This window comes from Flavobacterium jejuense, assembly GCF_006491595.2.
GTDB classification, from domain to species: Bacteria; Bacteroidota; Bacteroidia; order Flavobacteriales; family Flavobacteriaceae; genus Flavobacterium; species Flavobacterium jejuense.
Genome location: NZ_VEVQ02000012.1, coordinates 89,987 through 112,724, shown reverse-complemented (window position 1 = coordinate 112,724; position 22,738 = coordinate 89,987). Strand labels below are relative to the sequence as shown.

The window sequence follows — 22,738 nt, the reverse complement described above, 5'->3', positions numbered from 1 at the left end:
TATTGAAAAATTGTTTGACAAAATATTTGCTAAATAGTATTTCCATGGTTATAAATTTTATATTCAGATGTTAAATAAAATAATAAAATATTTCCTAGAAAATAGATTAGTAACTGTACTTATTCTGATGGTGCTGATTTTATGGGGTATTTCTACAGCTCCATTTAACTGGAAAATACCTTTCCTGCCTTCTGATTCAGTTGCTGTTGATGCTATTCCTGATATTGGTGAAAATCAACAAATTGTTTTTACACAATGGCCAGGTAGATCACCCCAAGATATTGAAGACCAAATTTCTTATCCATTAACTACTTATTTATTAGGTATTCCAGGTGTAAAATCGATTAGAAGTAATTCCATTTTTGGTTTTTCAAGTATTTACATAATCTTCGATGATGATATCGAATTTTACTGGTCTAGATCCAGAATACTTGAAAAATTAAATTCATTACCTAATAGTTTATTACCCGAAAATGTAAAACCATCACTTGGTCCAGATGCAACAGCATTAGGGCAAGTATATTGGTACACAGTTGAAGGAAGAGATAAAGATGGAAACCCTACAGGTGGTTGGGATTTACAAGAAATAAGAACAGCACAAGACTTCTATATTAAGTACGGTTTAAATGCTGTGCAAGGAGTTTCAGAAGTAGCATCGATTGGTGGATTTGTCAAAGAATATCAAATTGATGTCAATCCAGATGCATTGAAAGCTTACAATATTAGTTTGATGCAGGTAATGACTGCGGTACAAAAATCAAACAAAGATGTTGGTGCAAAAACCATAGAAATCAACCAGGCCGAATATTTAGTTAGAGGTCTTGGTTATGTGAAAAAAGTGGAAGATATTGAATTAGCAGTTGTTGCTGTTAAAGATAATGTACCTATTCGTGTAAAAGATATTGGTGTAGTCGCTTTAGGTCCAGAAACTAGAAGGGGTATTTTAGATAAAGGTGGTGCTGAAGCTGTTGGTGGTGTTGTCATTGCCCGCTATGGTTCTAATCCATTAGAAGTAATTAACGGAGTAAAGGCTAAAATTAGTGAAATTGCATCTGGTTTACCTAAAAAAACATTGGCTAATGGTGTAGAAAGTCAATTAACCATTATTCCTTTTTATGACCGTACAGAATTAATACAAGAGACTATTGGAACTTTAGAAACAGCTCTTTCTCATGAAGTATTAATTAGTATTATTGTTGTTTTACTTTTGGTTTTAAATTTAAGAGCCTCTTTAATTATTTCCAGTTTACTTCCTGTTGGGGTATTAATGACTTTTATTGTCATGCGATATGCTGGAGTAGATGCTAACGTTGTGGCTTTATCAGGAATTGCTATTGCTATTGGAGTAATGGTGGATGTAGGTGTCGTTTTTGTCGAAAATATTATTCGACATCTCGAAATGCCAGAAAACCATGGAGCAAAAGGTGCAAAATTAATGCAAGTAATTTACGAGGCAACCACAGAAGTAGTTTCTGCAATTACAACTGCTTTAGCAACTACAGTTGTTAGTTTCATTCCAGTTTTTGCTATGGAATCAGCTGAGGGAAAACTATTCAGACCTTTAGCATTTACTAAAACATTCGCTTTATTAGGTGCTTTTATTTTAGGGTTAGTTATCCTACCATCTTTAGCTCACTATATTTTCGGTATTGATTATGATAAAAAAAGAGTAAAACGTTTTTGGGGATATGTGTTTATTTCGGGAGGTATTTTACTAAGTGTTTATTTCAAAATTTGGCTTCCGTTGGGATTAACCTTAATGGGTTTATATGACCTGTTTAATCATAAAATTCCTTTGAAATTTCAGTCCTATACAAAGCATTTCAATTTAATATTGGTATTATTTATTATTTCTTTTTTCTTAACTGAAGAATGGATGCCATTAGGCCCACAAATTAGCGTTATTGGTAATTATCTATTTGTAATTGTGCTTTTAGGAATTATATTATCTGCTCTATTAAGTATAGTAAAATACTATGAAAAAGTATTGCGTTGGTGTCTAGCTAACAAAGGTAAATTTATGTTATTACCAATAATTACTTTGTTTTTTGGACTCTTAGTTTGGTTAGGATTTGATAGTACTTTTGGCTTTGTAGCTAATGGATTGGATAAAGTAGGCTGGAATATTAGAGCTTCAAAAGTTTGGTCAGTTCCAGCACATACTTTTCCAGGCATTGGTTCCGAATTTATGCCAACGCTTAATGAAGGTAGTTATTTATTAATGCCAACATCTATGCCGCATGCAGGTGTACAACAAAACAGAAAAGTGGTGGGTCAATTGGATATGATTCTAAATCACATTCCAGAAGTCGATATGGCTGTGGGTAAATTGGGGCGTGTAGAAAGTGCTTTAGACCCTGCTCCTATTTCTATGTATGAAAACATTATCAATTATAAACCAGAATTTATTTTGGATGCTAAAGGGCATCGAATGCGATTTAAGACCGACAATAAAGGTCGTTTTATAACTAAATCTGGCGATAGCCTTTCACATGATGATGCTTTAAAACAGGCCATTTCTATTAAGAATCTTATTCCAGATGATGATGGTTCTTTCTATAGAAATTGGCGTGATATAATTCAATCTCCTAATGATATTTGGAATGAAATTGTAAAAGCATCAAAAATACCAGGTGTTACTTCTGCTCCAAAATTACAGCCTATAGAAACACGTTTGGTAATGCTTCAAACAGGAATGAGAGCTCCTATGGGTATAAAAGTTTTTGGACCCGACTTAAAAACGATTGAAGAATTTGGTTTAGAACTAGAAGGAATAATTAAAGAAGTACCTTCTGTAAAACGTGAAGCAGTTTTTGCCGATAGAATTGTAGGAAAACCTTATTTACATTTAAACATTGACAGAGAAAAAATTGCTCGATATGGCTTAAATGTAGAGGATATCCAACAAACAATAGAAACAGCAATTGGTGGTATGAAAATTTCTTCAACGGTTGAAGGAAGAGAACGCTATCCTATTCGAGTTCGTTATCCAAGAGAATTGAGAGACAGTCCTGAAGCATTGGGTAAAATATTAGTTGCAACTCCTACAGGAGCACAAATTCCATTAGGTCAATTAGTTCAATTTGAATATAAAAAAGGCCCTCAAGCTATTAAAAGTGAAGATACTTTTTTGGTTGGTTTTGTTTTATTCGATAAAAATGATGGTTATGCAGAAGTCGATGTAGTAAATGATGCACAGAAAGCAATTCAAAGTAAAATTGATTCTGGGGAATTAAAAGTTCCTCAAGGAGTTAATTATAAGTTTTCAGGAAGTTATGAGAATCAAATTAGAGCTATGAAAAGGCTTTCTATTGTAATTCCAATCTGTTTGATAGTTATTTTCTTATTACTATACTTTCAATTTAAAACTGTTATTGCATCATCAATCCATTTTTCTGGAGTTTTTGTTGCTTTTGCAGGTGGTTTTATAATGCTATGGTTATACGGACAAGATTGGTTCATGAATTTTGCTGTTGCCGATGTTAATATGCGCGATTTATTTCAAATGCATCCTATTAATTTAAGCGTTGCCGTTTGGGTAGGTTTTATTGCATTATTTGGTATCGCTACCGATGATGGAGTAATCATGGGCTCTTATATTCATCAAGTTTTTGAAGAGAAAAATCCTCAAACCATTACTGAAGTTCGTGATGCAGTAGTTGAAGCCGGTAAAATGAGAGTTAGACCTGCTGTTATGACAGCAGCAACAACAATTATTGCTTTACTTCCTGTTTTAACCTCAACAGGGAAAGGTTCAGATATTATGATCCCAATGGCTATTCCAACTTTTGGAGGTATGACCATTCAAATTATGACCATGTTTGTAGTGCCAGTATTACAAGCATATTGGAGAGAAACTGTAATTAAAAATAAAGAAAAGAGAAATGCGTAAACTAATAATTATATCACTTTTATTTTTTGCTTATAATGTTGAAGGACAATCTATAAACGATTACTATACTATTGCAGCAGAAAATAATCCTGAATTAAAAGCAAAGTATAAAGAGTTTGAAGCAGCCATGCAAAAAATACCACAAGTGAGTTCTTTACCAGATCCTAATCTTTCTATGGGGTATTTTATTTCACCCGTAGAAACAAGACTTGGCCCTCAAAACATGAGGTTTTCACTAACTCAAATGTTTCCTTGGTTTGGTACTTTAAAAGCTCAAAAAAATGCAGCAACTTTAATGGCAGAAAGTAAATACCAAGCCTTTTTAAATGCTAAAAATCAATTGTATTCTCAAGTTGCTACTGCTTATTATCCTTTGTATGAGCTATTAAAACTAAAAGATATTGAACAAGAAAACATCAAAATTCTAGAATCATACAAAAACATTGCCAATGCGAAATTTGAAAATGGTAAAGGAAGTTTAGTAGATGTCTTGCGTGTGGATATTATGATAAAAGATGCACAAACTAATTTAGATATTTTAACTAAAAAAGAACCTGCATTAACATCTTGGTTGAATAGTATATTAAATAGAAAGTACAATGAAAAAATTGTAATTTCTAAAGATTTGCAAATTATGGAATTACCAATGGAATACCGCAAAGATTCTATAACCACTAACCCAATACTACAAGAGCTTGAATTAAAAAAACAAGCTTCAGAAGTAGCTATTGAAGTAGCCAGAAAGCAAGGTTTACCTAAATTAGGTCTTGGTTTAGATTATGTTTTGGTAGGGAAAGGAATGAATAACTTTCCAGATTCAGGAAAAGATATTATCATGCCAATGGTTTCGGTTAGTTTGCCAATCTTTAGAAAAAAATACAATGCAGCAACGAAAGAAGCAAAACTAATGCAAGAAAGTTTTTCTTTTCAAAAAGAAGCGTATGAAAACAAACTAAACGGTACATATTATAAACTTGTTTTTGAATTAGAAAAGGAAAGAGATTTATTAAAATTATATGAAGGTCAAGTACTAACACTCTCCAAAAGTTTGAATCTATTATTTGCTTATTACAGTAATGCGAATAAAGATTTTGAAGAAGTATTACGCATGCAACAAGAGCTTTTAAAGTATCAAAAAATGCAATTGTCAAGCACCAGTACTTTTTATATAAAACTAGCTGAATTGGATTATTTAACAGCAAAACAATTTTAATTATGAACTTAGATAAAAAAACAAAAATACTATTAGCAATAACTTTATTAGTTGGGCTATTATTAGGTGCTCTATTCTTTGGTGGAAGCACTAAAGAAGAAGATAATAAAACTGAAGTCAAATCAAAAGCAGAAGTTTGGACGTGTTCCATGCACCCACAAATTAGACAACCAGAACCAGGAGATTGTCCTATTTGTGGAATGGATTTAATCCCGTTAGAAGCTGGTAATGAAGATATTGACCCAGACGCAATTAGTATGTCGGAATCAGCCATGATTATTGCAGGAATTTCTACTTATAAAGTAGGAAATACGGATGGTATCAAAGAAATAGCACTGAATGGAAAAATTGAAGTAAATGAGAAAACAGTTTACAGCCAATCCTCACACATACCAGGTCGTATTGAAAAAATTCAAGTTTCTTTTGTAGGCGAATATGTAAAAAAAGGTCAAGTAGTAGCTTATGTGTATTCTCCAGAGCTAGCTAGTGCACAACAAGAACTTATTGAAGCTTATAGTGTAAAAGAAATTCAGCCACAATTATTTGAATCGGTAAAAATGAAATTGAAAAACTGGAAAGTTTCAGACGCTACCATAAACAGTATTATTTCTTCAGGAAAAACACAAGATAGATTTCCTATTTATGCTGATGTTTCAGGATATATTATTAAGAAAAATGTAGAGCTTGGCGATTATCTTCAAAAAGGGCAAACCTTATATGATGTTGCTGATTTGTCAACCGTTTGGGTACTTTTTGAAATTTACGAATCGGATATGAGTTGGGTTAAAAAAGGAAATAAAATTAACTATACAGTAGCATCTTTTCCAGGAGAAACATTTTCAGGAACAATTGCATTTATTGACCCATTTATAAACCCAATGACACGAATCGCGAAGGCAAGAGTTGAGGTAGCTAATTCTGGATTAAAATTCAAACCGGAAATGTTTGCAACGGGTACTTTAAAAACTAAAGTAGTTGGCAATGAAGCGACATTAAGTGTTCCTAAATCAGCTGTAATGTGGACAGGAAAACGCTCTATTGTTTATATTAAAAATGAAACCGATAAGGGAATAACATTCAAACTACGTGAAGTGACATTAGGACCTCTTTTAGGGAATGATTATATAATTGAACAAGGTTTAGAAGTTGGTGAAGAAATTGTAGCTAATGGTACTTTTAATGTAGATGCAGCTGCACAATTAGCCGGTAAACCTAGCATGATGAATCTTGAGGGCGGAAAAGTAAATACAGGTCACAATCATGGGGATTCTTCTATGCCAATGAATGAAGATAAAAAAGCAGCATTAAAAGCAGACAAAACAACGATTAGTGCTGAAGCTAAAAAGAGTTTACAACCATTATATAAAGATTATTTTGAATTTAAAGATGCCTTAACAAAAGACGATTTTAATTCAGCTAAAAAAGCTTTGTTAGCATTTGAAAAATCTTTTAATAAAATAAACATGAGCGTATTTAAAGGAGAATCTCATAAAGTATGGATGAATTATCAAACAGAGCTGAAAAAACAGACACTTCATGCTACACATATTAAAAACATTAAAGAATTAAGAATGACTTTTGAACCTATATCAAATGTTATGATAGCAATGACAAAAACTTTTAAACCTTTAAACGAGAGTGCATACGTTCAGTTTTGTCCTATGGCTAATAGTGATAAAGGTGCCAATTGGTTAAGTAAAGAGAATAAAGTAGTTAACCCATATTTTGGAGTTTCAATGATAAAATGTGGAGAAGTAAAAGAAACAATTAAATAAATTAATAAATTTTAAAATCATGAAAAAAGTAATCGGAATTTTAGCAGTAGCTTTAGTAAGCGTAACAATCTCTTGTAAAGACAATAAAGAACAAGAAGAAGGAACAATGCATAACAAAGAAATGCAAACAGAATCACATGAAGGGCACGATCATTCTAAAATGGAAGAAACAGCTACAATGTATTATTGCCCTATGAAATGTGAAGGAGAGAAAACCTACGACAAAGCGGGTGAATGTCCAAAATGTGGAATGGATTTAGTAGTTGTAGAAAAGGAATAAGTTTATGATAAAGTTGTACATCAAAAACATGGTTTGTAATAGATGTATTATAGTGGTTAAGTCTGAGTTAGAAAAACTTGGGCTTAACTATCTATCTGTTGAGTTAGGTGAAGTTTCCTTTAAAAACGAAATATCTCAAGAAGATAAAATAGAAATTTCCAAACAGCTTGAAATTTTAGGATTTGAAATTTTAAACGATACCAATAGTAAAACAATTGAAAAAATTAAAAGTACTCTCATTGATTTAATTCAAAATAAAAACAACAACATAAAAGATAATTTTTCCGATTATCTAAAAGAAAAACTACAGCAAGATTATAGTAAATTAAGCAATTTATTTTCTCAAATTGAAGGAATTAGTATTGAAAAATATTTTATCAATTTAAAAATCGAAAAAGTAAAAGAATTAATTTTTTATGATGAATTATCATTATCAGAAATAGCCTACTCTTTAAATTATAGTAGTGTTTCGCATTTAAGCCATCAGTTTAAAAAAGTTACAGGCTTTAGTCCTACCTATTTCAAAAAATTAAAAGGAAATAAACGAAAAGAAATAGACCTTTTATAAAATTGTACAAATCATATCCATAATTATACAAACAGAAGTGGCTTTAGTTTTCGAAATTTGTACTAATAAAATAACAAAATTATGAAATCGCTATTATAAGACAGTTTATGTAAACAAACACCATTGATTAAAAAAGCGACTCCATATGTACTAGTTAAAAAATAAAATTTAAACAGATGAAACACACATATACAATTACAGGAATGACCTGTTCAGGTTGTGAAGCTAAAGTTAAAAAAGATTTGTTGAATGTTGAGCATATCACAGAAGTTGCAGTTTCTAAAGAAGACAAAGTAGCAACCATTATCATGTCTAAACATGTTGAAATAGAAGTTTTACAAAATGCTTTAGGAGGAAAAGATAGTAAATATCAAATTACTTTATCAGATAATTCTAGTAAAGAAGTAGTTCAAAAAAGTTGTTGTTCTACTGGAAAAAAAGAGCACAAACATGAAGAAATAAAGCACACCCATCAAGCAGGTAAATATTATTGTCCCATGCATTGTGAAGGTGACAAAGTGTATGATAAGGCGGGTGACTGTCCTGTTTGTGGAATGGATTTAGTACAACAACCAACGGTAATTCAAAACACACAATATACTTGTCCCATGCATCCTGAAATCATTCAAGACAAACCAGGAAGTTGTCCTATTTGTGGAATGGATTTAGTGCTAATGGAACCAACCGAATCTGAAGAAGATAAAACCTATCAAAAGTTAGCGCATAAAATGAAAATTGCTACAATTTTCACCTTGCCTATTTTTATTATTACCATGTCTGATATGATTCCAAATAACCCATTATACAAAATTATGGAGTTACAATATTGGAATTGGATTCAATTTATATTAACGATTCCTGTTGTTTTTTATGCTTGTTGGATGTTTTTTGAAAGAGCGTGGAAATCCATTATCAACTGGAATTTAAACATGTTTACCTTAATTGGTATTGGAACTGGAGTTGCTTTTGTTTTTAGTATTATCGGATTATTATTTCCAACTGTTTTTCCAGACCAATTCAAAACTTCAGAAGGGACAGTCCATTTATATTTTGAAGCTACAACTGTAGTTTTAACCTTGGTATTGTTAGGGCAATTGTTAGAAGCCAAAGCACACAGTAGAACTAGTGGAGCTATTAAAGAGCTATTAAAATTAGCACCAACCGAAGCTACGTTAGTGATTGATGGTGAAGAAAAAGTAATTTCAATACACGACATTAAAAAGGGAGATATAGTTAGAGTAAAACCTGGAGAAAAAATTCCTGTAGATGGAATCATTACAGAAGGAAACAGCACCATTGATGAATCAATGATTACTGGAGAACCTATTCCAGTAGATAAAAAAATGGGCGATAAAGTAAGTTCTGGAACCATAAACGGAACTAAATCCTTTTTAATGTTAGCTGAGAAAGTAGGTTCTGAAACTTTATTATCGCAAATCGTTCAAATGGTTTCTGACGCAAGTCGTTCAAGAGCACCCATTCAAAATTTAGTAGATAAAATTTCAAAATATTTTGTACCCATTGTAGTTTTAATATCAGTTATTACCTTTTTTGTTTGGTGGATTTTTGGACCAGAACCTAAATTGGTTTATGGATTTATTAATGCAATTGCGGTCTTAATAATTGCTTGTCCGTGTGCATTAGGTCTAGCAACACCTATGTCAGTTATGGTTGGAGTTGGCAAAGGAGCAAAATCAGGTGTATTAATTAAAAATGCAGAAGCCATTGAGAAAATGGATAAAATTGATGTTTTAATAACCGATAAAACAGGAACACTAACTGAAGGAAAACCATCAGTTGAAAAAATTATTACAAAAGATGTAGATGAAAATACCACTTTAGGAAAAATTGCATCTCTAAATCAAAATAGCGAACATCCATTGGCAACAGCAGTTGTAAATTTTGCTAAATCTAAAAACAGTACTTTTTTTAAAGTAGAAAAATTTGACTCTATAACAGGAAAAGGAGTAATAGGATTTATTGACAATGAAAAAGTCAGTTTAGGCAACAAAAAACTTTTAGAGCAAGAAGGTATTCAAGATTTTTCAAGTATAGAACAAGAAGTTATTGAAGAACAAAAGTTAGGTAAAACAGTTTCTTACATCGCTTTCGATAAAAAAGTAGTAGGATATATAACCATTACAGATGCTATAAAAAAATCAAGTTTAGAAGCTATTAACGAGTTAAAGCGACAAGGAGTTCAAGTTATTATGCTAACTGGTGATAATGAAAATACAGCAAGAGCTGTTGCCTCTGAACTTAATTTAACGGATTTCAGAGCAAGTTGCTTACCACAAGATAAATTAGAATACATCAAAGAGTTACAAGCCAAAGGTAAAATAGTAGCAATGGCAGGTGATGGTATAAACGATGCTCCAGCATTAGCACAATCTGATATTGGAATCGCAATGGGAACAGGAACCGATGTTGCCATTGAAAGTGCAAAAATTACTTTGGTAAAAGGAGATTTAAAAGGAATTGTAAAAGCAAAAAACCTAAGTAATGCTGTAATGAAAAACATCAAACAAAACTTATTTTTTGCTTTTATATATAACGTTTTAGGAGTTCCAATTGCAGCAGGTGTTTTATTTCCAGTTTTTGGTTTGTTACTTTCTCCAATGATTGCAGCTTTAGCAATGAGCTTTAGTTCTGTATCAGTTATTGCTAATGCATTACGATTAAGAACTATAAAAATTTAAAACACAAATTTATTTATTCAAACAACTAAAAATAATTAGCTATTTTAACAATATTTTTAACACAATGAAGTTTTATACAAACTAACCCAAATTGTATTAAAATGAATGAGTATTGTCTGAATTTTTTTAGTGAATTTGAAAAGGAGTATCAAAACATTAAAACTACAAATTCAGACAGTATTGTTATTGCAAATAAAGTCACTGAATTAATTGAAACTAGAAGTAAGGAACTATTCAAATGGCTAAAAAAACATAAATTTAGTTCTCCAGAAGAAGAAATATATTTTTTCAAAGACTTGAAACCTATATTTATATCTAAACTTATCTACTACAAAACGGTTTTAAGTATAGAAACGAACTTACCAACTTCAAAAAAGAATAAGATTAAATTTTATGAAGATGCTTTAAACTCAATTCAAGAAAACACCAATAAAAACAGAAAGTTCTATGAATATTATAGAGTAAGAGCTTCACATAAAGACAATATTTATTTCTTGAGAAATTGTGATGCTAATATTTTAAAAAGAGATTGTTCTCTAATCAATTACGATATAAAATTATGTACTACGCATGATTACAATATGGCTGTGATGATTGCTAATGATATATTGACCAATTATCTAGAAAATAAAATAGAACAGTTAGAAAACAATAGTTCTATAGTTCATCCGTCCATACAACAAACAATTAATTGGACTGGTAATAAAATTGATTTAATCGAATTAATTTATGCCTTACACCATTCCAAAAAAATTAACAACGGCAGCACTGATATTAAGGAATTAGCTTTATTCTTTGGTAAAATTTTCAATCAAGATATTGAAGAAAATATTTATCGTTTTTACATTGATATCAAAAACAGAAAAACAGGTCGTTCCAAATTCATCAATCAACTTTCAGAAGTGCTAGAAAAGCAAATTCTAGCAGAAGAAAATGAAAGTAAATAACCTTTTTTACAGATAAATATTTTCCAAAAACACACAACTTGTGTTCAGGTTGTGAATCAGCTTAAAAACCCATGATTTTCACCTAATTTCCCAAATTGAATTTTAAAGCTGAAAGGCATTCAATTCAATAAAGCTAGAAAACAAAGTGCTTTGTACTATTTTAATAAAAAATCGTACACAACTTGTGTTTAGGTTGTGAAATAAAATCAATCAAACTTCACAAATTTGTATTACCGATTAATATTCAAAATTGCCTTAAAGAAATTGAGGCTATTTTTCTTTATTCAATAAAGAAAAATCAAGCATAACCATTGTTACGTTTTATTTTTATTTTGAAGAAGAAAGGAAAAAAGACCGATTTATTAAGGTCATTTTGGGTGTTAATCGGTAAAATATAACAATTTAAAACACAAGTTATGGCAATCGAAGTTATCACACGCGAAGACTTAAACGAATTTCGTAGTCTTCTTCTAAATGATTTAAAAGAAATCATTCATTCAAAACCGCAACAAGCAAAACAGTGGCTCAAATCCAAAGAAGTCAGAAAACTGTTAAACATTTCTCCAGGAACATTACAAAACCTTCGCATCAACGGAACACTAACATATACTAAAGTTGGTGGCATCATGTATTATGACAATTCAGACATCGAAAAACTCCTAAACGGAAATAAAGTAAATGCAGTTCCAACCCTGTTCAAGTAATGTCATTGCGAGGAACGAAGCAATCTTTTCTACTCACTCTTCACTACTCACTCTTCACTAATTACTAATCACTAGCAAAATGAACTACATAAAACACCTAACCGGCTTTTTCGAAAAAGTAGCAATAGACAAAACACTTAATCCAACACACGTGAGTTTATACATTGCTTTATTCCAATTCTGGAATTGCAATCGCTTTAAAAATCCAATCAGTATTTCTCGTGATGAGGTAATGCGAATAAGTAAAATCAGTTCCAAAGCAACCTATCATAAATGTCTGAAGAACTTGCATAGTTTGGGTTATATCAACTACGAACCATCCTATAATCCATTCAAAGGAAGTCATGTGTATTTATTCAATTTTTCAGACGATTTAAAACCCATTCAAAAAAGCGAAAGAAAACCAAAAATTGAACCTCTTTTTGAACAAGTTGATGAACAAGCTCTAAACAAGTCTTGTACTAGTGATGAAACAAGTAGTGAACAAGCACTAGTACCTTCTATAAACTATATAAACAATACAAACAATTTAAACATTGAAAACGTTTCAAACTTGAACGAGCAAGCAAAAAAATTTGAAGAAATAAATAATTTTCAATTAAAAAATGAAAATTTAAAAGAAGAAAAAAGTTCCGCTAAAAAAGAAGAAAAAGAGTTTGTCGTCACTTCGAGCATAGTCGAGAAGCCAATATTAGAAGAAGTCAAATCCTACTTCCAAGAAAACAACTTTCCAGAACTAGAAGCACAAAAGTTTTTCAATTACTTCTCAAGTAATGGATGGTTAGTTGGTGGAAAAACACCAATGGTCGATTGGCAAGCAGCAGCACAAAATTGGATATTAAACAGCATTAATTTTAATCACAACACCGACACAACACCAACAAATCGACCAAAACACCTCAACACAACAACCGATAAAGATTATTCAGAACCTCTTTAAACTTCCCTTCCTTTGGATAGCTTGTCGCGAATTATTTTCAGGAGGTGCCCAAAGGGCGGGGTGGCTAATCCGTTCTAATCCGTTAAATCTGTCACCCGAGGCTTTAGCCGAACTGGCGAAGCACATTAGTGTTCCAAAAACTTCGCTTTAGCGAACAAAAAATCAGGCAAATGAATGAAAATATAAAATCCCACTACAACTACCCAGAAATAATAATAAAGCTCGAAGCAAAAGGCGTAGAACTATACGGCAATCATTTCAAAATAATAGAAACAGATTACCCAATCGTGTACAAATTAATCGCATATTTTTTAAAAGACGAGCCAACTTGTTTTCAATACGGAATAAACCTCAACAAAGGAATTCTATTAACCGGACCAATCGGCTGCGGAAAAACATCATTGATGAACTTAATGAAATACCTAACAGCCACAGAACATAAATTCTTCGTAAAACCCTGCAGAGATATAAGTTTTGAATTTATCCAGGACGGATACCAAATAATCCATAAATACAGCATAGGTAAACTATACCAATCAGAACCAAGAACCTATTGCTTTGACGATTTAGGAACAGAAAATAACTTAAAATACTTCGGAAACGAATGCAATGTAATGGCAGAAATTCTATTAAGCCGATATGATCTATTCATCTCTAAAAAACTAAAAACACACATCACCACAAACTTATCAGCCACAGAAATAGAAACCCACTACGGCAACCGAGTTCGCTCCAGATTACGAGAGATGGTAAATTTAATTGCCTATGATAAATCAACATCCGACAAGAGATAATAAAGCTTTGCGAACATTGCGTAAACCTTTGTGTTCTTAGGGTTTAAAAAAAGTAACAACATGAAAACAATAACCAACTTCTGGAACTACTTCCAACAAAACAACTTCGTTTTCCTACTCTTAAACGAAATCCCAAAAGACGAACTAAAAACCCATTTCGACAAGCTAATCGAAATACTACATCAATACAACAAAGACCTGGACATCATCATCAAAAACAAAACAAACGGTGCAGAGATAATCATTACAGCAAACGGAAACCCCTATCTTTTCAAAGAAGTAGAATTACTAGTTCATCATGCTCGAGTTGTAGAGCGTTGGAAAATAACAGCGTTCCTTCAACCAGAGATGAATATTGAAAAATACGAAAACGGCACCGACAAACCACTAGAGTATTACGGCATCACTTTACGAATAAGCGAAATGTATTTCATACCACTAGAAAACCCAAACAAACCAACCGATTTAGGAATTAAAGTACTATTCAAAAATTACATAGTCCATAAAGAAAACCCTAAACTTAGAGAAGCAGTTTATACACATTTAGAACATTTAATTGGAGAAAAGTCTTTTGCTAATGATATTGCATTTATTCAAATAGCCCAATTACAAGGAGACCAAGAGGATATAATCGAATTATACAATTTAAAATCATACATAGATACGGAATTGAATAATTAAGTTTCGGCAACAAAACCAATTTACTGCCAAAGCTTAACTAATATTCTATTAGCGAAACACTACACATTCTGTAGTAAATCGCAAATGAAATATAAAATAATGTTTCATAGTAAAATAGTGAGTTTTAAACGCATGAACGCACTACAAATCATAAATTATAAAACTGTTAAAAACTCAATTCAGTATTCCTACAATATCCATAAATTTTTACTAATTTGGTAATCTAAACTTTAAGGTTACCACATGGCATTATTGTAAACATCTGTACTCAATAAATATTTGAGCAAACATGAAGCCGATAATAATTAAAAAATAGTTAAAAAATGTTTGGACATATTTTTTTTAAAAAGAAGTATTTGCATTTAGATAAATTGATTGATAAAAGAAATCAAATTTTATGGTATGAAATTAATAAAAACTATAAAGTCAGTTTCAAAAAATCATTGCAATCTGAATATGCAGCATATCAACAATCAAGAAAAGTAACCTTTTATATAGACGAGAACAATTTGTGTGCTTCATCATTTACTCATGAATTACTTCATGTTTACTTAAGTTTGAACGGTCTGCATATTAGTGGTGGCTTAAAAAACAGAATAATGTCTGATGAGTTTTTAAATTTTATATTTAGCTACAATCTTTTAGAACATATGAGCAACTGTTTAGACCATGCAAAAATGTTACCAATATACTTGAAACTAGGATTTGAAAGAGAAAAATTCATTACTGATTTTGATGTTTTTAAATGCACTGAAACTGAATTAAATGAACTAGAAAGGTATTATAGAGTTTTCAACAAGATTAACTCTAATGCCGTTGATACATACATTGGTAGACTAGTTTCGATTATTGCCGACCCGAATGAAAACTTTAATTATGATAAATATCTACTTAGGTTAAAAAATATTGATAGTAAATTATTTTTGACAGTTTATAATTTATTTGACAATTGGAAAAAAGTAAAGATTGAAAATAGAACAATCTTAGATGAAGATTATATTTCTGTTTTAAATGTTTTTATTGATGAGTTGAATGCATGGAAGCGAACTAATACTTTTTCTTAAAGTACAAAATTTATAATATTAAATTAAAATGAATCACAATTTAGATGAAATGGCACTGCCACAAAGTTCAAGAAATCAAGAATTAGAAGTAATTTCTCAAAGAATTTTTGAACCATTATTTGATGTAGAAAGATTTGTTTTAGATGGAAAAGTTATTGATAATGGAATTGACTATCATTGTGAATTAAAGTATAAGGGCAATGTAACAGGTTTTGGCTTCAATTTTCAGTTAAAAAGTAAAGAAAAAAACGAACCTCTAAAAAATGGCACATATTCAAAATCATTTGAATTATTAAATATTCAATATCTTATAAACAATACTCATCCAGCTTTTTATGGTTTTTATATAGTAGAAAGTGATACGTTTTATTATGAGTATTTAAATGATTTTATTGCTAATCTGAAAACTAACAACACAAATTGGGAAAAGCAACAGAATCACACATTAAATTTTTATAAAAAGTTAGACAAACAAGCTGTAGATAAAATATATGATGTTGTATTAGCAAGAGGAATGTTATTTAGAAAAATCAATAGTTCATTAGTCGATAGATTAGCTCATAGTCATTTATCATCAAATATAATTATTGATTTCAATGATAATGTAACTAGTGAAATCGAAATTATAAAAATTGTAGAAAAATATGGATTCGAACTAATTAATCAATCTAACTGGAATAAAGTAATTGAACTACATAGTAAAACACTTCATAGTAGTACATTTTCTGCAAAATACAATATGATAGTAGGTTTAGCTTATTATTATAAAAGTGATTATTTAACTTCCTTAAAATATTTGAAAAATGCAATAAGAGAAAAAGCGAATCTTGTGATTGAATTACAAAATCACTTAATATTTATTATTTCATCTATTAAACTTCTACTCTTAATGATAACTAAAGAAGAGTATGATAGTACTATTTCAAACCTGGAACCTGATAAACATATTACCTTTCATGTCAAAATAGATAGTGCAATTGAAATTGCTAAGGAGAAACTTTTTCAAACTGAAAATTTAAGAGTTGAAGAATTTGAAGATTGTATAAATTCAATAATATCAAATATTGAAGCTTCATTACAAGTAAAATTGAGAGCAAAATCAGAACTTCTAATTTATGAAGGTAATATTGCTATCCAGCAATATAGTAAACATATATGCAGAATTAATGCTTTTGAAGTAAGTCTATTTGTTAATTATGAATATAGAAAAAAAATCAATGATGAACTTCAATTATTATTTACTAACATTGAACAAGAATACTTTGGGCTTTTTGAAGAAATAAAGACTACAAACAATTACTTTGCTTTTTATTATCTTCTAATGCACAAACAAAAATATGATTTCCTTAAGTATTCAACTTTCGAAATTTTAAAACTAGCTAAAGAGTCTATAATTATTGACTACTCTGATAATTATGAAAAAATACTTATTAATTTAGATTCTTGTTTTGATTATTTTAATAAAATAGGGCATATTGAAAATCAGATTTTTGCAAAATCAATAAAATATGAAATTTTACACTATCTCAAGAGATATGAACTTGCTAAAACATTAATTGCTGAATTAGAGGATACAGTTGTATTAATAGATATTAAAAGTTTAAAAGAACAATTAGAATTTATAAAAAATGGAGGTACAAATCATCAAATGTTACAAGAACTATTGGATGATAAAATAAATAATCCAAAAGAAAAGATTGAGCAGTTAAGAAACGAGTTAATAAAACTTGATGAGATTGAAAAAAATATCAATGTAAATAAAGTAGATCATTATCAGGTGACATTATTTCCGATTGGTAATTTTATTGTTCCAAAAAATAATTTAGAGAAATTTTATAAAATATTTGAAATTAAAAAAGGTAAACTGAAAGAACAATTTAAATATATGTTTGAATTAGGAGTAGTACCTGTAGTTAATACATATGTTTATCCTATAAGACAAGAAGGGCCGCTAGAAGGTAATTTAGAATATAAAGGATTTGAAAGTTTTTTAAATATGTATAATGCGCGAAAAAAGTTTTTTGAAAATAAATTTTATAGATTGAACAACAAATAATTAATAATCTTATTATTGAAAAATTTAATGATATTAAATTCAAAAACTCTCGAAAAATTAAGACTTCTAATCAATGAAGAAACTGAATACCGTTCAGGTCCTCAACTAGTAAGTTTTTTTAATAGTTTAGGTTCAAAGGATATTTATAGTCAAGGATTTCCTTCACGTTGGATCTATACTGATAACAAGTTAAATTTAATCAATGGTACTCCAGATTTAGATAAATGTATTAAATTACTCTTTGCTCCTGTAAACTTCATTGGTAGATATGAAATACTTGATGAACATATAAATTCTTTTAATGAATATCTGGCTTTTGATGATTGGAAAGTGGTTAGAACTGGCAAAGAAATTTCATTCACTAAAGCTGATAAAATAAATTTTGAAACTAAAAAAGAAGTAAACGAAGAAGATTTCATTAATCAAGAGTTTGATGAAATCTCAATTTTCGAATTAAATTTAGATGGAATAATAAGTGATATCTTAAACAAAAGAATTCTTGAAATAAAAGCTAATATCAAAGCAAATGCACCATTATCAGCTATTGTTATTATAGGTAGCACTTTAGAAGGAATTTTACTGGGTTTTGCTTCTAAAAATCCAAAAGATTTTAATCAAGCTAAAGCAGCTCCAAAGGATAAAGAAGGTAAATCTAGGTTATATCAAGATTGGTCATTGAGTAATTTTATCGATGTAGCATACGAACTAAGATTCATTCAAGAAGATGTAAAAAAATTTAGCCATAGTCTAAGAGATTTTAGAAACTACATCCATCCGTTCGAACAAATGAGTACTGGTTTCAATCCTGATATTAATACTGCGAAATTGTGTTGGAATGTTTTAAAAGTAGCGATGATACAATTATCAAAGAAAAAATGAAAGAAACAAAAATTAAAAATTTCACTCCAGAATTATTTTGTATAGAAAAATTTGAAAGTTTTAAAAAACACAAGATCATTATTGAAAATTGTGAAGGTCTAGCACACATTTCAAAATCAAAAAAAGAATTTAAACTAGTTTATGATGGAGTTTTCAAGTACAATCCAGACAATAAAATAAAAGTCACAATTGATGATTTAGTATATACATTCCAATCAATAGATTTTAAAGAACCTAGTAATGATATCTTTGCCAATGTTTCAGCACAACATACTTTTGATATAGACAAGGTTTACAAAGGAAATATCAACAAAGTTGCATTATTTAGAATGTTCTTTTTTGACAATTCAAAAAGAACCAACGTTTTCCACAGAAAACTAGAAACAGTTAAAAATGATGGCGTAAATACTTGGGCATTTGATTGTGTTAGAACGAGTGTAAATCAAAACAGATACGACATAACACAATATAAAAGTAAAGAGAAAAGCTATTTTGTAATAGAGAACTTAGAACCTTCATCGCTACAAGTATTTGAAAAGGATGCTTATGCCATTCAAAAAGGAATTGGCTTTTTAATTGGATACATGCCCGGTGGTCAAAACTATATTTTTTCGGGAGAAAATTTCATCTATCAAAGACTAGCTAGAAAACCATTAAAATCTATTTTTCATCCAGTAACTTCAAACCCATATTCAAAACTGTACAAGGAAAAGAACATTGCAGACAGTTATTACGGAAAATTAAAAGTCATACCCATAGAAGTAATTTCAAATTTCATAACACAAATTAGAAACAATGAAGATTTTTCGGTAGCCATAATTTTTTTAATGGAAGTAAGCCATCTAAAATCGGTCGTTTCAATGCCTGGTGTCTTTTCAGTTATTTTAGAATCACTGGCAAATATCATTACAATAAAACAGGATACTATTGAAAAAGTAATAAAAGACGAAACAATATTTGAAAATATAAAAAGTGACTTTAACACGGTCATAGATAAATATGCTAATGAAATAGGTGAAAAAGCAGAAATAAAATTCCGAAGAAAAATAAAGGGATTAAGTAACTCAATAAATCACAAACGTTTAACAAATGCTGAAAAATTACGACAACCTTTTGATCAATTAAAAATCAAACTCTCTTGTGAAGATGAAGCAGCAATTGATTTTAGAAACGATTTATTACACGGTAATATTTTAATGAACAATGAGACAACTAGAACTAGCAAAGAGATAGATAATAAAATGCTTTATGCAAGTGCTAAATTATATACTTTATTAAGCAAACTGATTTTAAAAAATAGTGGATATAACGGCTATGTAATAAATCATGCTAAATTCTACAATAAAAATTCTAAAGCAGAGTATTTTGAAATTATCTAACTAATTTAAGACATATTAAAAATAGTTTTAAAGTAACAAATAGTATTCTTACATTTGAAAAAATAAACTAAATAGTATATTAAATAATCATAAAATACACTTAAAAGTGTATTTTTGTTTGCAAAATAATAATAAAGTGAATATATTTGCTATAGAAATATGGGATGATGAAGCTGCTAAATGCACTTTTTACACCGTAAAATATGATGATGTTGAGACAAATGAAACTGATTTATTCTTTGAAAAGTATGATGCATTAGCAGAATATAAAGAAGCAAATCAAGAATTGTTGTCTTTTATATTGTTATCAATTGGTAATAATCACGGAGCAATAGATGAATTATTCAATAGAGATGAAAACGAAGTCAAAGGATTACCTGTACAAGGAAAAAGAACAGTCGAAAATATTACCTATCATTTTCCTGAATTCCCATTACGATTATATGCCTTAAAAATCACAAATAATATAGTTATTCTTTTCAATGGAGGCATCAAAGATGGTCCAACAAATCAAACAAGTTCATTGCATTTAGAATGGAGAGCAGCATGTGAATTCGCAAAACGAATTAATGAAGCTTTACAAGATGGAACAATAATTGTAAATGAAAAACATAGAAAACTTACTAATTATGATGGTTCAGATGAAATCATCCTCTAAAAATCCAAAACAATGAGAAGCAAAGTAGCACAAAGAATTTTAGCAGAAACACCGGAAGAAACAAAAATCTTCGCGAGATTGTATGCTGATATCGTGGTTCGAGTAAATCAATTGTTAAAAGCAAAAGGATTTAGCCAAAAAGACTTAGCAGATAAGCTAGAGAAAAGACCTTCCGAAGTGAACAAATGGTTAGTAGGAGAACATAACTTTACGTTGCGTTCTTTAGCTAAACTTGAAGCAGAACTTGGGGAAACAATTATTAACGTTCCACAACGCAAGCCAATGGGAACAACTGGATATGTAACATTGTATAAAAACAATGTTATAAATACCGATGTAACATATACCAGTGCATGGAAAAAATCAAAAACAAACAATAAAACAACATTAGCAAATGTCAGCTAATTTATTACAACCTGAAAAAATTGAAATTGTTGATTTTAAAATCATAAAAGGACAAATTAATAGTCCATTCGATTTTGAAGATGAAAAAGTGCAAGGACACAATTTCAATGTGAACTTTGAATTGGGATTTAATATTCCAGATAAATTAGTTAAAGCTGATTTTTCTGTAAATGTGGAAACCAAAAGTGAAAAAGAAGATAGCGAAGAAGCAATCGGAGCGTTCAGTTTTGTTTATGTTTTTCATGTCGATAATATTGAAGAATTAACCAAGTTAGAAGAAGACAATACAGTTACAATTAGTCCTGCATTAGGAAATGCTTTAGCTGCAATTACATATTCAACGTCAAGAGGAATATTAATGACTCGTTTTCAAGGTACAGCTTTAAGTAATTTTATATTACCTGTTATTAATCCAAATAAGTTAATAGAATAATATTTTGTTCTTCAAAGAGTATATTATGTCCCATTTATAGTAAATATTTGGGACATTTTTTTTAACCAAATAATTCGAAAATGAAAAATTTCGAAAAGTGGGTAGAAAACCTAACGGAAAATAGAGTTGATATTCTAAAAAATATTCATAAAAACAGTAAAATCACCATTCGTGAGCTATCAGAGAATATTGGCTTAAGCCTTTCTGTTATTGACAAAACTTGCTTTTCTTAAAAGATTTAGGCATACTAGAAAGAATGAAAGGTGCTAAAGGTGGATACTGGGTTATTCATTTTAAATTACCATAAGTGGGTAGAAAAGGTGGGTAGAAAAGGTTAAAATAAATGAATTAAAATCTCTTTCCAATTGACACTCCTTTGCCAACACTCCTAAAAAAATTACTGTCATGGTTTTTGTCCTAACGTACATCAAGCACTTTGCCTGTTGGCTTTAACGTTTTGTATATTAATGAAAATCCAATAAGCCATCAGTCAAAGAGCTTGCCCAACGCTCAAAACAAAAACACGTACGCTACGCAACTCATGCCAGTAATTTTTTCTCCCAAGCTTAGTTACATAATGTGGCATTATAGTGCATAATCAAAATCCCATTCCAAAAGAAACCAACGGATGCACTATAATAACATTATGTAAAAAAGCCGCATACCCAACGCTCGTGTGGTTTGTTCCAGGACAACATTTTTTGCAGCTAGAGCGTTGGGTTGTCATCCTGAGCTTGCCGAAGGACAGCTACAAAAAATACCGTCCTTCACAAACCACTTTCAATAGTCCGTAGAATATTTGTAGTAGTTAGATAATTTTTATATCGCATGAAAAGTAGAACTGTTTTTATCAACTAACCGCAGACATAGGTAGTATTTTCATTGTTTTTGTGCGTGCTACAATTCCATAACAACACTATTCATAATTCATAATTCTCCATTCATAATTACTTTCGGGCACCCACAAATACAAAAAAGGACAGCAAGAGTATGATTTTTCATTTGCCAGAAACTACAAACTCCATTGCTTTCACGTTGGCCAGATGCCTTAATCCTTTCCACAAGAGCTATTCACTAATCACTAGTTACTAATCACTCACAAAAAGGCATCTATCCAACATAAAAGCAATCACAACAATCCCATAAACAAATAAAAAAGCACACACTTGCCTGCGCTACTGCCCCATCGCACTAGGTTAGTTAATGCATTGTTTTTTGAAGATGCTTCCCATTTTCATAAGAAAGTAAACTCACAATTCATAATTAAAAAAAGCATCCTCAAAAATCAAATCCACAAAAGAGTATTAAATTTTAAAACAGGATAAAAGATAATTATTGTTTTGCCTATGGTCATTTATCCTGTTTTAAAAT

Annotated in this window: 19 protein-coding genes; all 19 read left to right on the top strand. The window is 30.3% G+C overall.

Annotated elements, in window-relative coordinates; translation table 11 throughout:
- Positions 1-67 precede the first annotated feature (67 nt).
- The 19 genes from FIA58_RS16470 to FIA58_RS16380 all read left to right on the top strand — a co-directional run bounded on the left by FIA58_RS16470 (position 68) and on the right by FIA58_RS16380 (position 21,600).
- Positions 68-3,892: an efflux RND transporter permease subunit gene (locus tag FIA58_RS16470; RefSeq protein ID WP_140963791.1), complete on the top strand. Its 3,825-nt coding sequence runs from the start codon at positions 68-70 to the stop codon at positions 3,890-3,892.
- Positions 3,885-5,105, top strand: coding sequence for a TolC family protein (locus FIA58_RS16465; RefSeq protein WP_140963790.1), 1,221 nt, complete (start codon positions 3,885-3,887; stop codon positions 5,103-5,105). Before FIA58_RS16470 ends, FIA58_RS16465 begins: the two co-directional genes overlap by 8 nt.
- A gap of 2 nt (positions 5,106-5,107) precedes the next feature.
- Entirely contained in the window at positions 5,108-6,880 is a 1,773-nt protein-coding gene (locus FIA58_RS16460; protein ID WP_140963789.1) for an efflux RND transporter periplasmic adaptor subunit, read from the top strand.
- Between the two features lie 19 nt (positions 6,881-6,899).
- On the top strand, positions 6,900-7,160 hold the full coding sequence (locus tag FIA58_RS16455) for a heavy metal-binding domain-containing protein (RefSeq protein ID WP_140963788.1): 261 nt from the start codon (positions 6,900-6,902) through the stop codon (positions 7,158-7,160).
- A 4-nt stretch (positions 7,161-7,164) separates the two neighbouring features.
- Positions 7,165-7,728 (top strand): helix-turn-helix domain-containing protein, encoded by a 564-nt coding sequence (locus FIA58_RS16450; RefSeq protein WP_140963787.1) that lies wholly within the window; start codon positions 7,165-7,167, stop codon positions 7,726-7,728.
- 176 nt (positions 7,729-7,904) lie between these two features.
- Entirely contained in the window at positions 7,905-10,427 is a 2,523-nt protein-coding gene (locus FIA58_RS16445; protein WP_140963786.1) for a heavy metal translocating P-type ATPase, read from the top strand.
- Positions 10,428-10,528: 101 nt separating this feature from the next.
- Positions 10,529-11,374 carry an RteC domain-containing protein gene (locus tag FIA58_RS16440; protein WP_140963785.1) on the top strand — a complete coding sequence of 282 codons (846 nt, stop codon included), beginning with the start codon at positions 10,529-10,531 and terminating at the stop codon, positions 11,372-11,374.
- Positions 11,375-11,790: 416 nt separating this feature from the next.
- Positions 11,791-12,078, top strand: a complete 288-nt coding sequence (locus tag FIA58_RS16435; RefSeq protein ID WP_140963784.1) for a helix-turn-helix domain-containing protein — start codon at positions 11,791-11,793, stop codon at positions 12,076-12,078.
- Positions 12,079-12,157: 79 nt separating this feature from the next.
- Entirely contained in the window at positions 12,158-13,018 is an 861-nt protein-coding gene (locus tag FIA58_RS16430) for a transcriptional regulator (RefSeq protein ID WP_140963783.1), read from the top strand.
- A 170-nt stretch (positions 13,019-13,188) separates the two neighbouring features.
- Positions 13,189-13,812 carry a P-loop NTPase family protein gene (locus FIA58_RS16425; protein WP_140963782.1) on the top strand — a complete coding sequence of 208 codons (624 nt, stop codon included), beginning with the start codon at positions 13,189-13,191 and terminating at the stop codon, positions 13,810-13,812.
- 60 nt (positions 13,813-13,872) lie between these two features.
- The gene (locus tag FIA58_RS16420) at positions 13,873-14,493 is read left to right on the top strand and encodes a hypothetical protein (RefSeq protein WP_140963781.1); all 621 of its coding nucleotides are present in this window, start codon (positions 13,873-13,875) and stop codon (positions 14,491-14,493) included.
- Positions 14,494-14,816: 323 nt separating this feature from the next.
- The gene (locus FIA58_RS16415; protein WP_140963780.1) at positions 14,817-15,557 is read left to right on the top strand and encodes a hypothetical protein; all 741 of its coding nucleotides are present in this window, start codon (positions 14,817-14,819) and stop codon (positions 15,555-15,557) included.
- A 28-nt stretch (positions 15,558-15,585) separates the two neighbouring features.
- Positions 15,586-17,613: a DUF4365 domain-containing protein gene (locus FIA58_RS16410; RefSeq protein ID WP_140963779.1), complete on the top strand. Its 2,028-nt coding sequence runs from the start codon at positions 15,586-15,588 to the stop codon at positions 17,611-17,613.
- Between the two features lie 27 nt (positions 17,614-17,640).
- Positions 17,641-18,492, top strand: a complete 852-nt coding sequence (locus FIA58_RS16405) for a hypothetical protein (RefSeq protein WP_140963778.1) — start codon at positions 17,641-17,643, stop codon at positions 18,490-18,492.
- The gene (locus tag FIA58_RS16400; RefSeq protein WP_140963777.1) at positions 18,489-19,871 is read left to right on the top strand and encodes a hypothetical protein; all 1,383 of its coding nucleotides are present in this window, start codon (positions 18,489-18,491) and stop codon (positions 19,869-19,871) included. Before FIA58_RS16405 ends, FIA58_RS16400 begins: the two co-directional genes overlap by 4 nt.
- A 136-nt stretch (positions 19,872-20,007) precedes the next feature.
- Positions 20,008-20,529: a hypothetical protein gene (locus FIA58_RS16395; protein WP_140963776.1), complete on the top strand. Its 522-nt coding sequence runs from the start codon at positions 20,008-20,010 to the stop codon at positions 20,527-20,529.
- 12 nt (positions 20,530-20,541) lie between these two features.
- On the top strand, positions 20,542-20,934 hold the full coding sequence (locus tag FIA58_RS16390; RefSeq protein ID WP_140963775.1) for a helix-turn-helix domain-containing protein: 393 nt from the start codon (positions 20,542-20,544) through the stop codon (positions 20,932-20,934).
- Positions 20,924-21,367, top strand: coding sequence for a hypothetical protein (locus tag FIA58_RS16385; RefSeq protein WP_140963774.1), 444 nt, complete (start codon positions 20,924-20,926; stop codon positions 21,365-21,367). Before FIA58_RS16390 ends, FIA58_RS16385 begins: the two co-directional genes overlap by 11 nt.
- 80 nt (positions 21,368-21,447) lie before the next feature.
- The gene (locus tag FIA58_RS16380) at positions 21,448-21,600 is read left to right on the top strand and encodes a winged helix-turn-helix domain-containing protein (protein WP_140963773.1); all 153 of its coding nucleotides are present in this window, start codon (positions 21,448-21,450) and stop codon (positions 21,598-21,600) included.
- Positions 21,601-22,738: the final 1,138 nt, after the last annotated feature.

Excerpts from the sequence above, each read along its gene's own strand:
- FIA58_RS16470 (WP_140963791.1), top strand. The coding sequence starts at position 68 with ATGTTAAATAAAATAATAAAATATTTCCTAGAAAATAGATTAGTAACT.
- FIA58_RS16465 (WP_140963790.1), top strand. The coding sequence starts at position 3,885 with ATGCGTAAACTAATAATTATATCACTTTTATTTTTTGCTTATAATGTT.
- FIA58_RS16460 (WP_140963789.1), top strand. The coding sequence starts at position 5,108 with ATGAACTTAGATAAAAAAACAAAAATACTATTAGCAATAACTTTATTA.
- FIA58_RS16455 (WP_140963788.1), top strand. The coding sequence starts at position 6,900 with ATGAAAAAAGTAATCGGAATTTTAGCAGTAGCTTTAGTAAGCGTAACA.
- FIA58_RS16450 (WP_140963787.1), top strand. The coding sequence starts at position 7,165 with ATGATAAAGTTGTACATCAAAAACATGGTTTGTAATAGATGTATTATA.
- FIA58_RS16445 (WP_140963786.1), top strand. The coding sequence starts at position 7,905 with ATGAAACACACATATACAATTACAGGAATGACCTGTTCAGGTTGTGAA.
- FIA58_RS16440 (WP_140963785.1), top strand. The coding sequence starts at position 10,529 with ATGAATGAGTATTGTCTGAATTTTTTTAGTGAATTTGAAAAGGAGTAT.
- FIA58_RS16435 (WP_140963784.1), top strand. The coding sequence starts at position 11,791 with ATGGCAATCGAAGTTATCACACGCGAAGACTTAAACGAATTTCGTAGT.
- FIA58_RS16430 (WP_140963783.1), top strand. The coding sequence starts at position 12,158 with ATGAACTACATAAAACACCTAACCGGCTTTTTCGAAAAAGTAGCAATA.
- FIA58_RS16425 (WP_140963782.1), top strand. The coding sequence starts at position 13,189 with ATGAATGAAAATATAAAATCCCACTACAACTACCCAGAAATAATAATA.
- FIA58_RS16420 (WP_140963781.1), top strand. The coding sequence starts at position 13,873 with ATGAAAACAATAACCAACTTCTGGAACTACTTCCAACAAAACAACTTC.
- FIA58_RS16415 (WP_140963780.1), top strand. The coding sequence starts at position 14,817 with ATGTTTGGACATATTTTTTTTAAAAAGAAGTATTTGCATTTAGATAAA.
- FIA58_RS16410 (WP_140963779.1), top strand. The coding sequence starts at position 15,586 with ATGAATCACAATTTAGATGAAATGGCACTGCCACAAAGTTCAAGAAAT.
- FIA58_RS16405 (WP_140963778.1), top strand. The coding sequence starts at position 17,641 with ATGATATTAAATTCAAAAACTCTCGAAAAATTAAGACTTCTAATCAAT.
- FIA58_RS16400 (WP_140963777.1), top strand. The coding sequence starts at position 18,489 with ATGAAAGAAACAAAAATTAAAAATTTCACTCCAGAATTATTTTGTATA.
- FIA58_RS16390 (WP_140963775.1), top strand. The coding sequence starts at position 20,542 with ATGAGAAGCAAAGTAGCACAAAGAATTTTAGCAGAAACACCGGAAGAA.
- FIA58_RS16385 (WP_140963774.1), top strand. The coding sequence starts at position 20,924 with ATGTCAGCTAATTTATTACAACCTGAAAAAATTGAAATTGTTGATTTT.
- FIA58_RS16380 (WP_140963773.1), top strand. The coding sequence starts at position 21,448 with ATGAAAAATTTCGAAAAGTGGGTAGAAAACCTAACGGAAAATAGAGTT.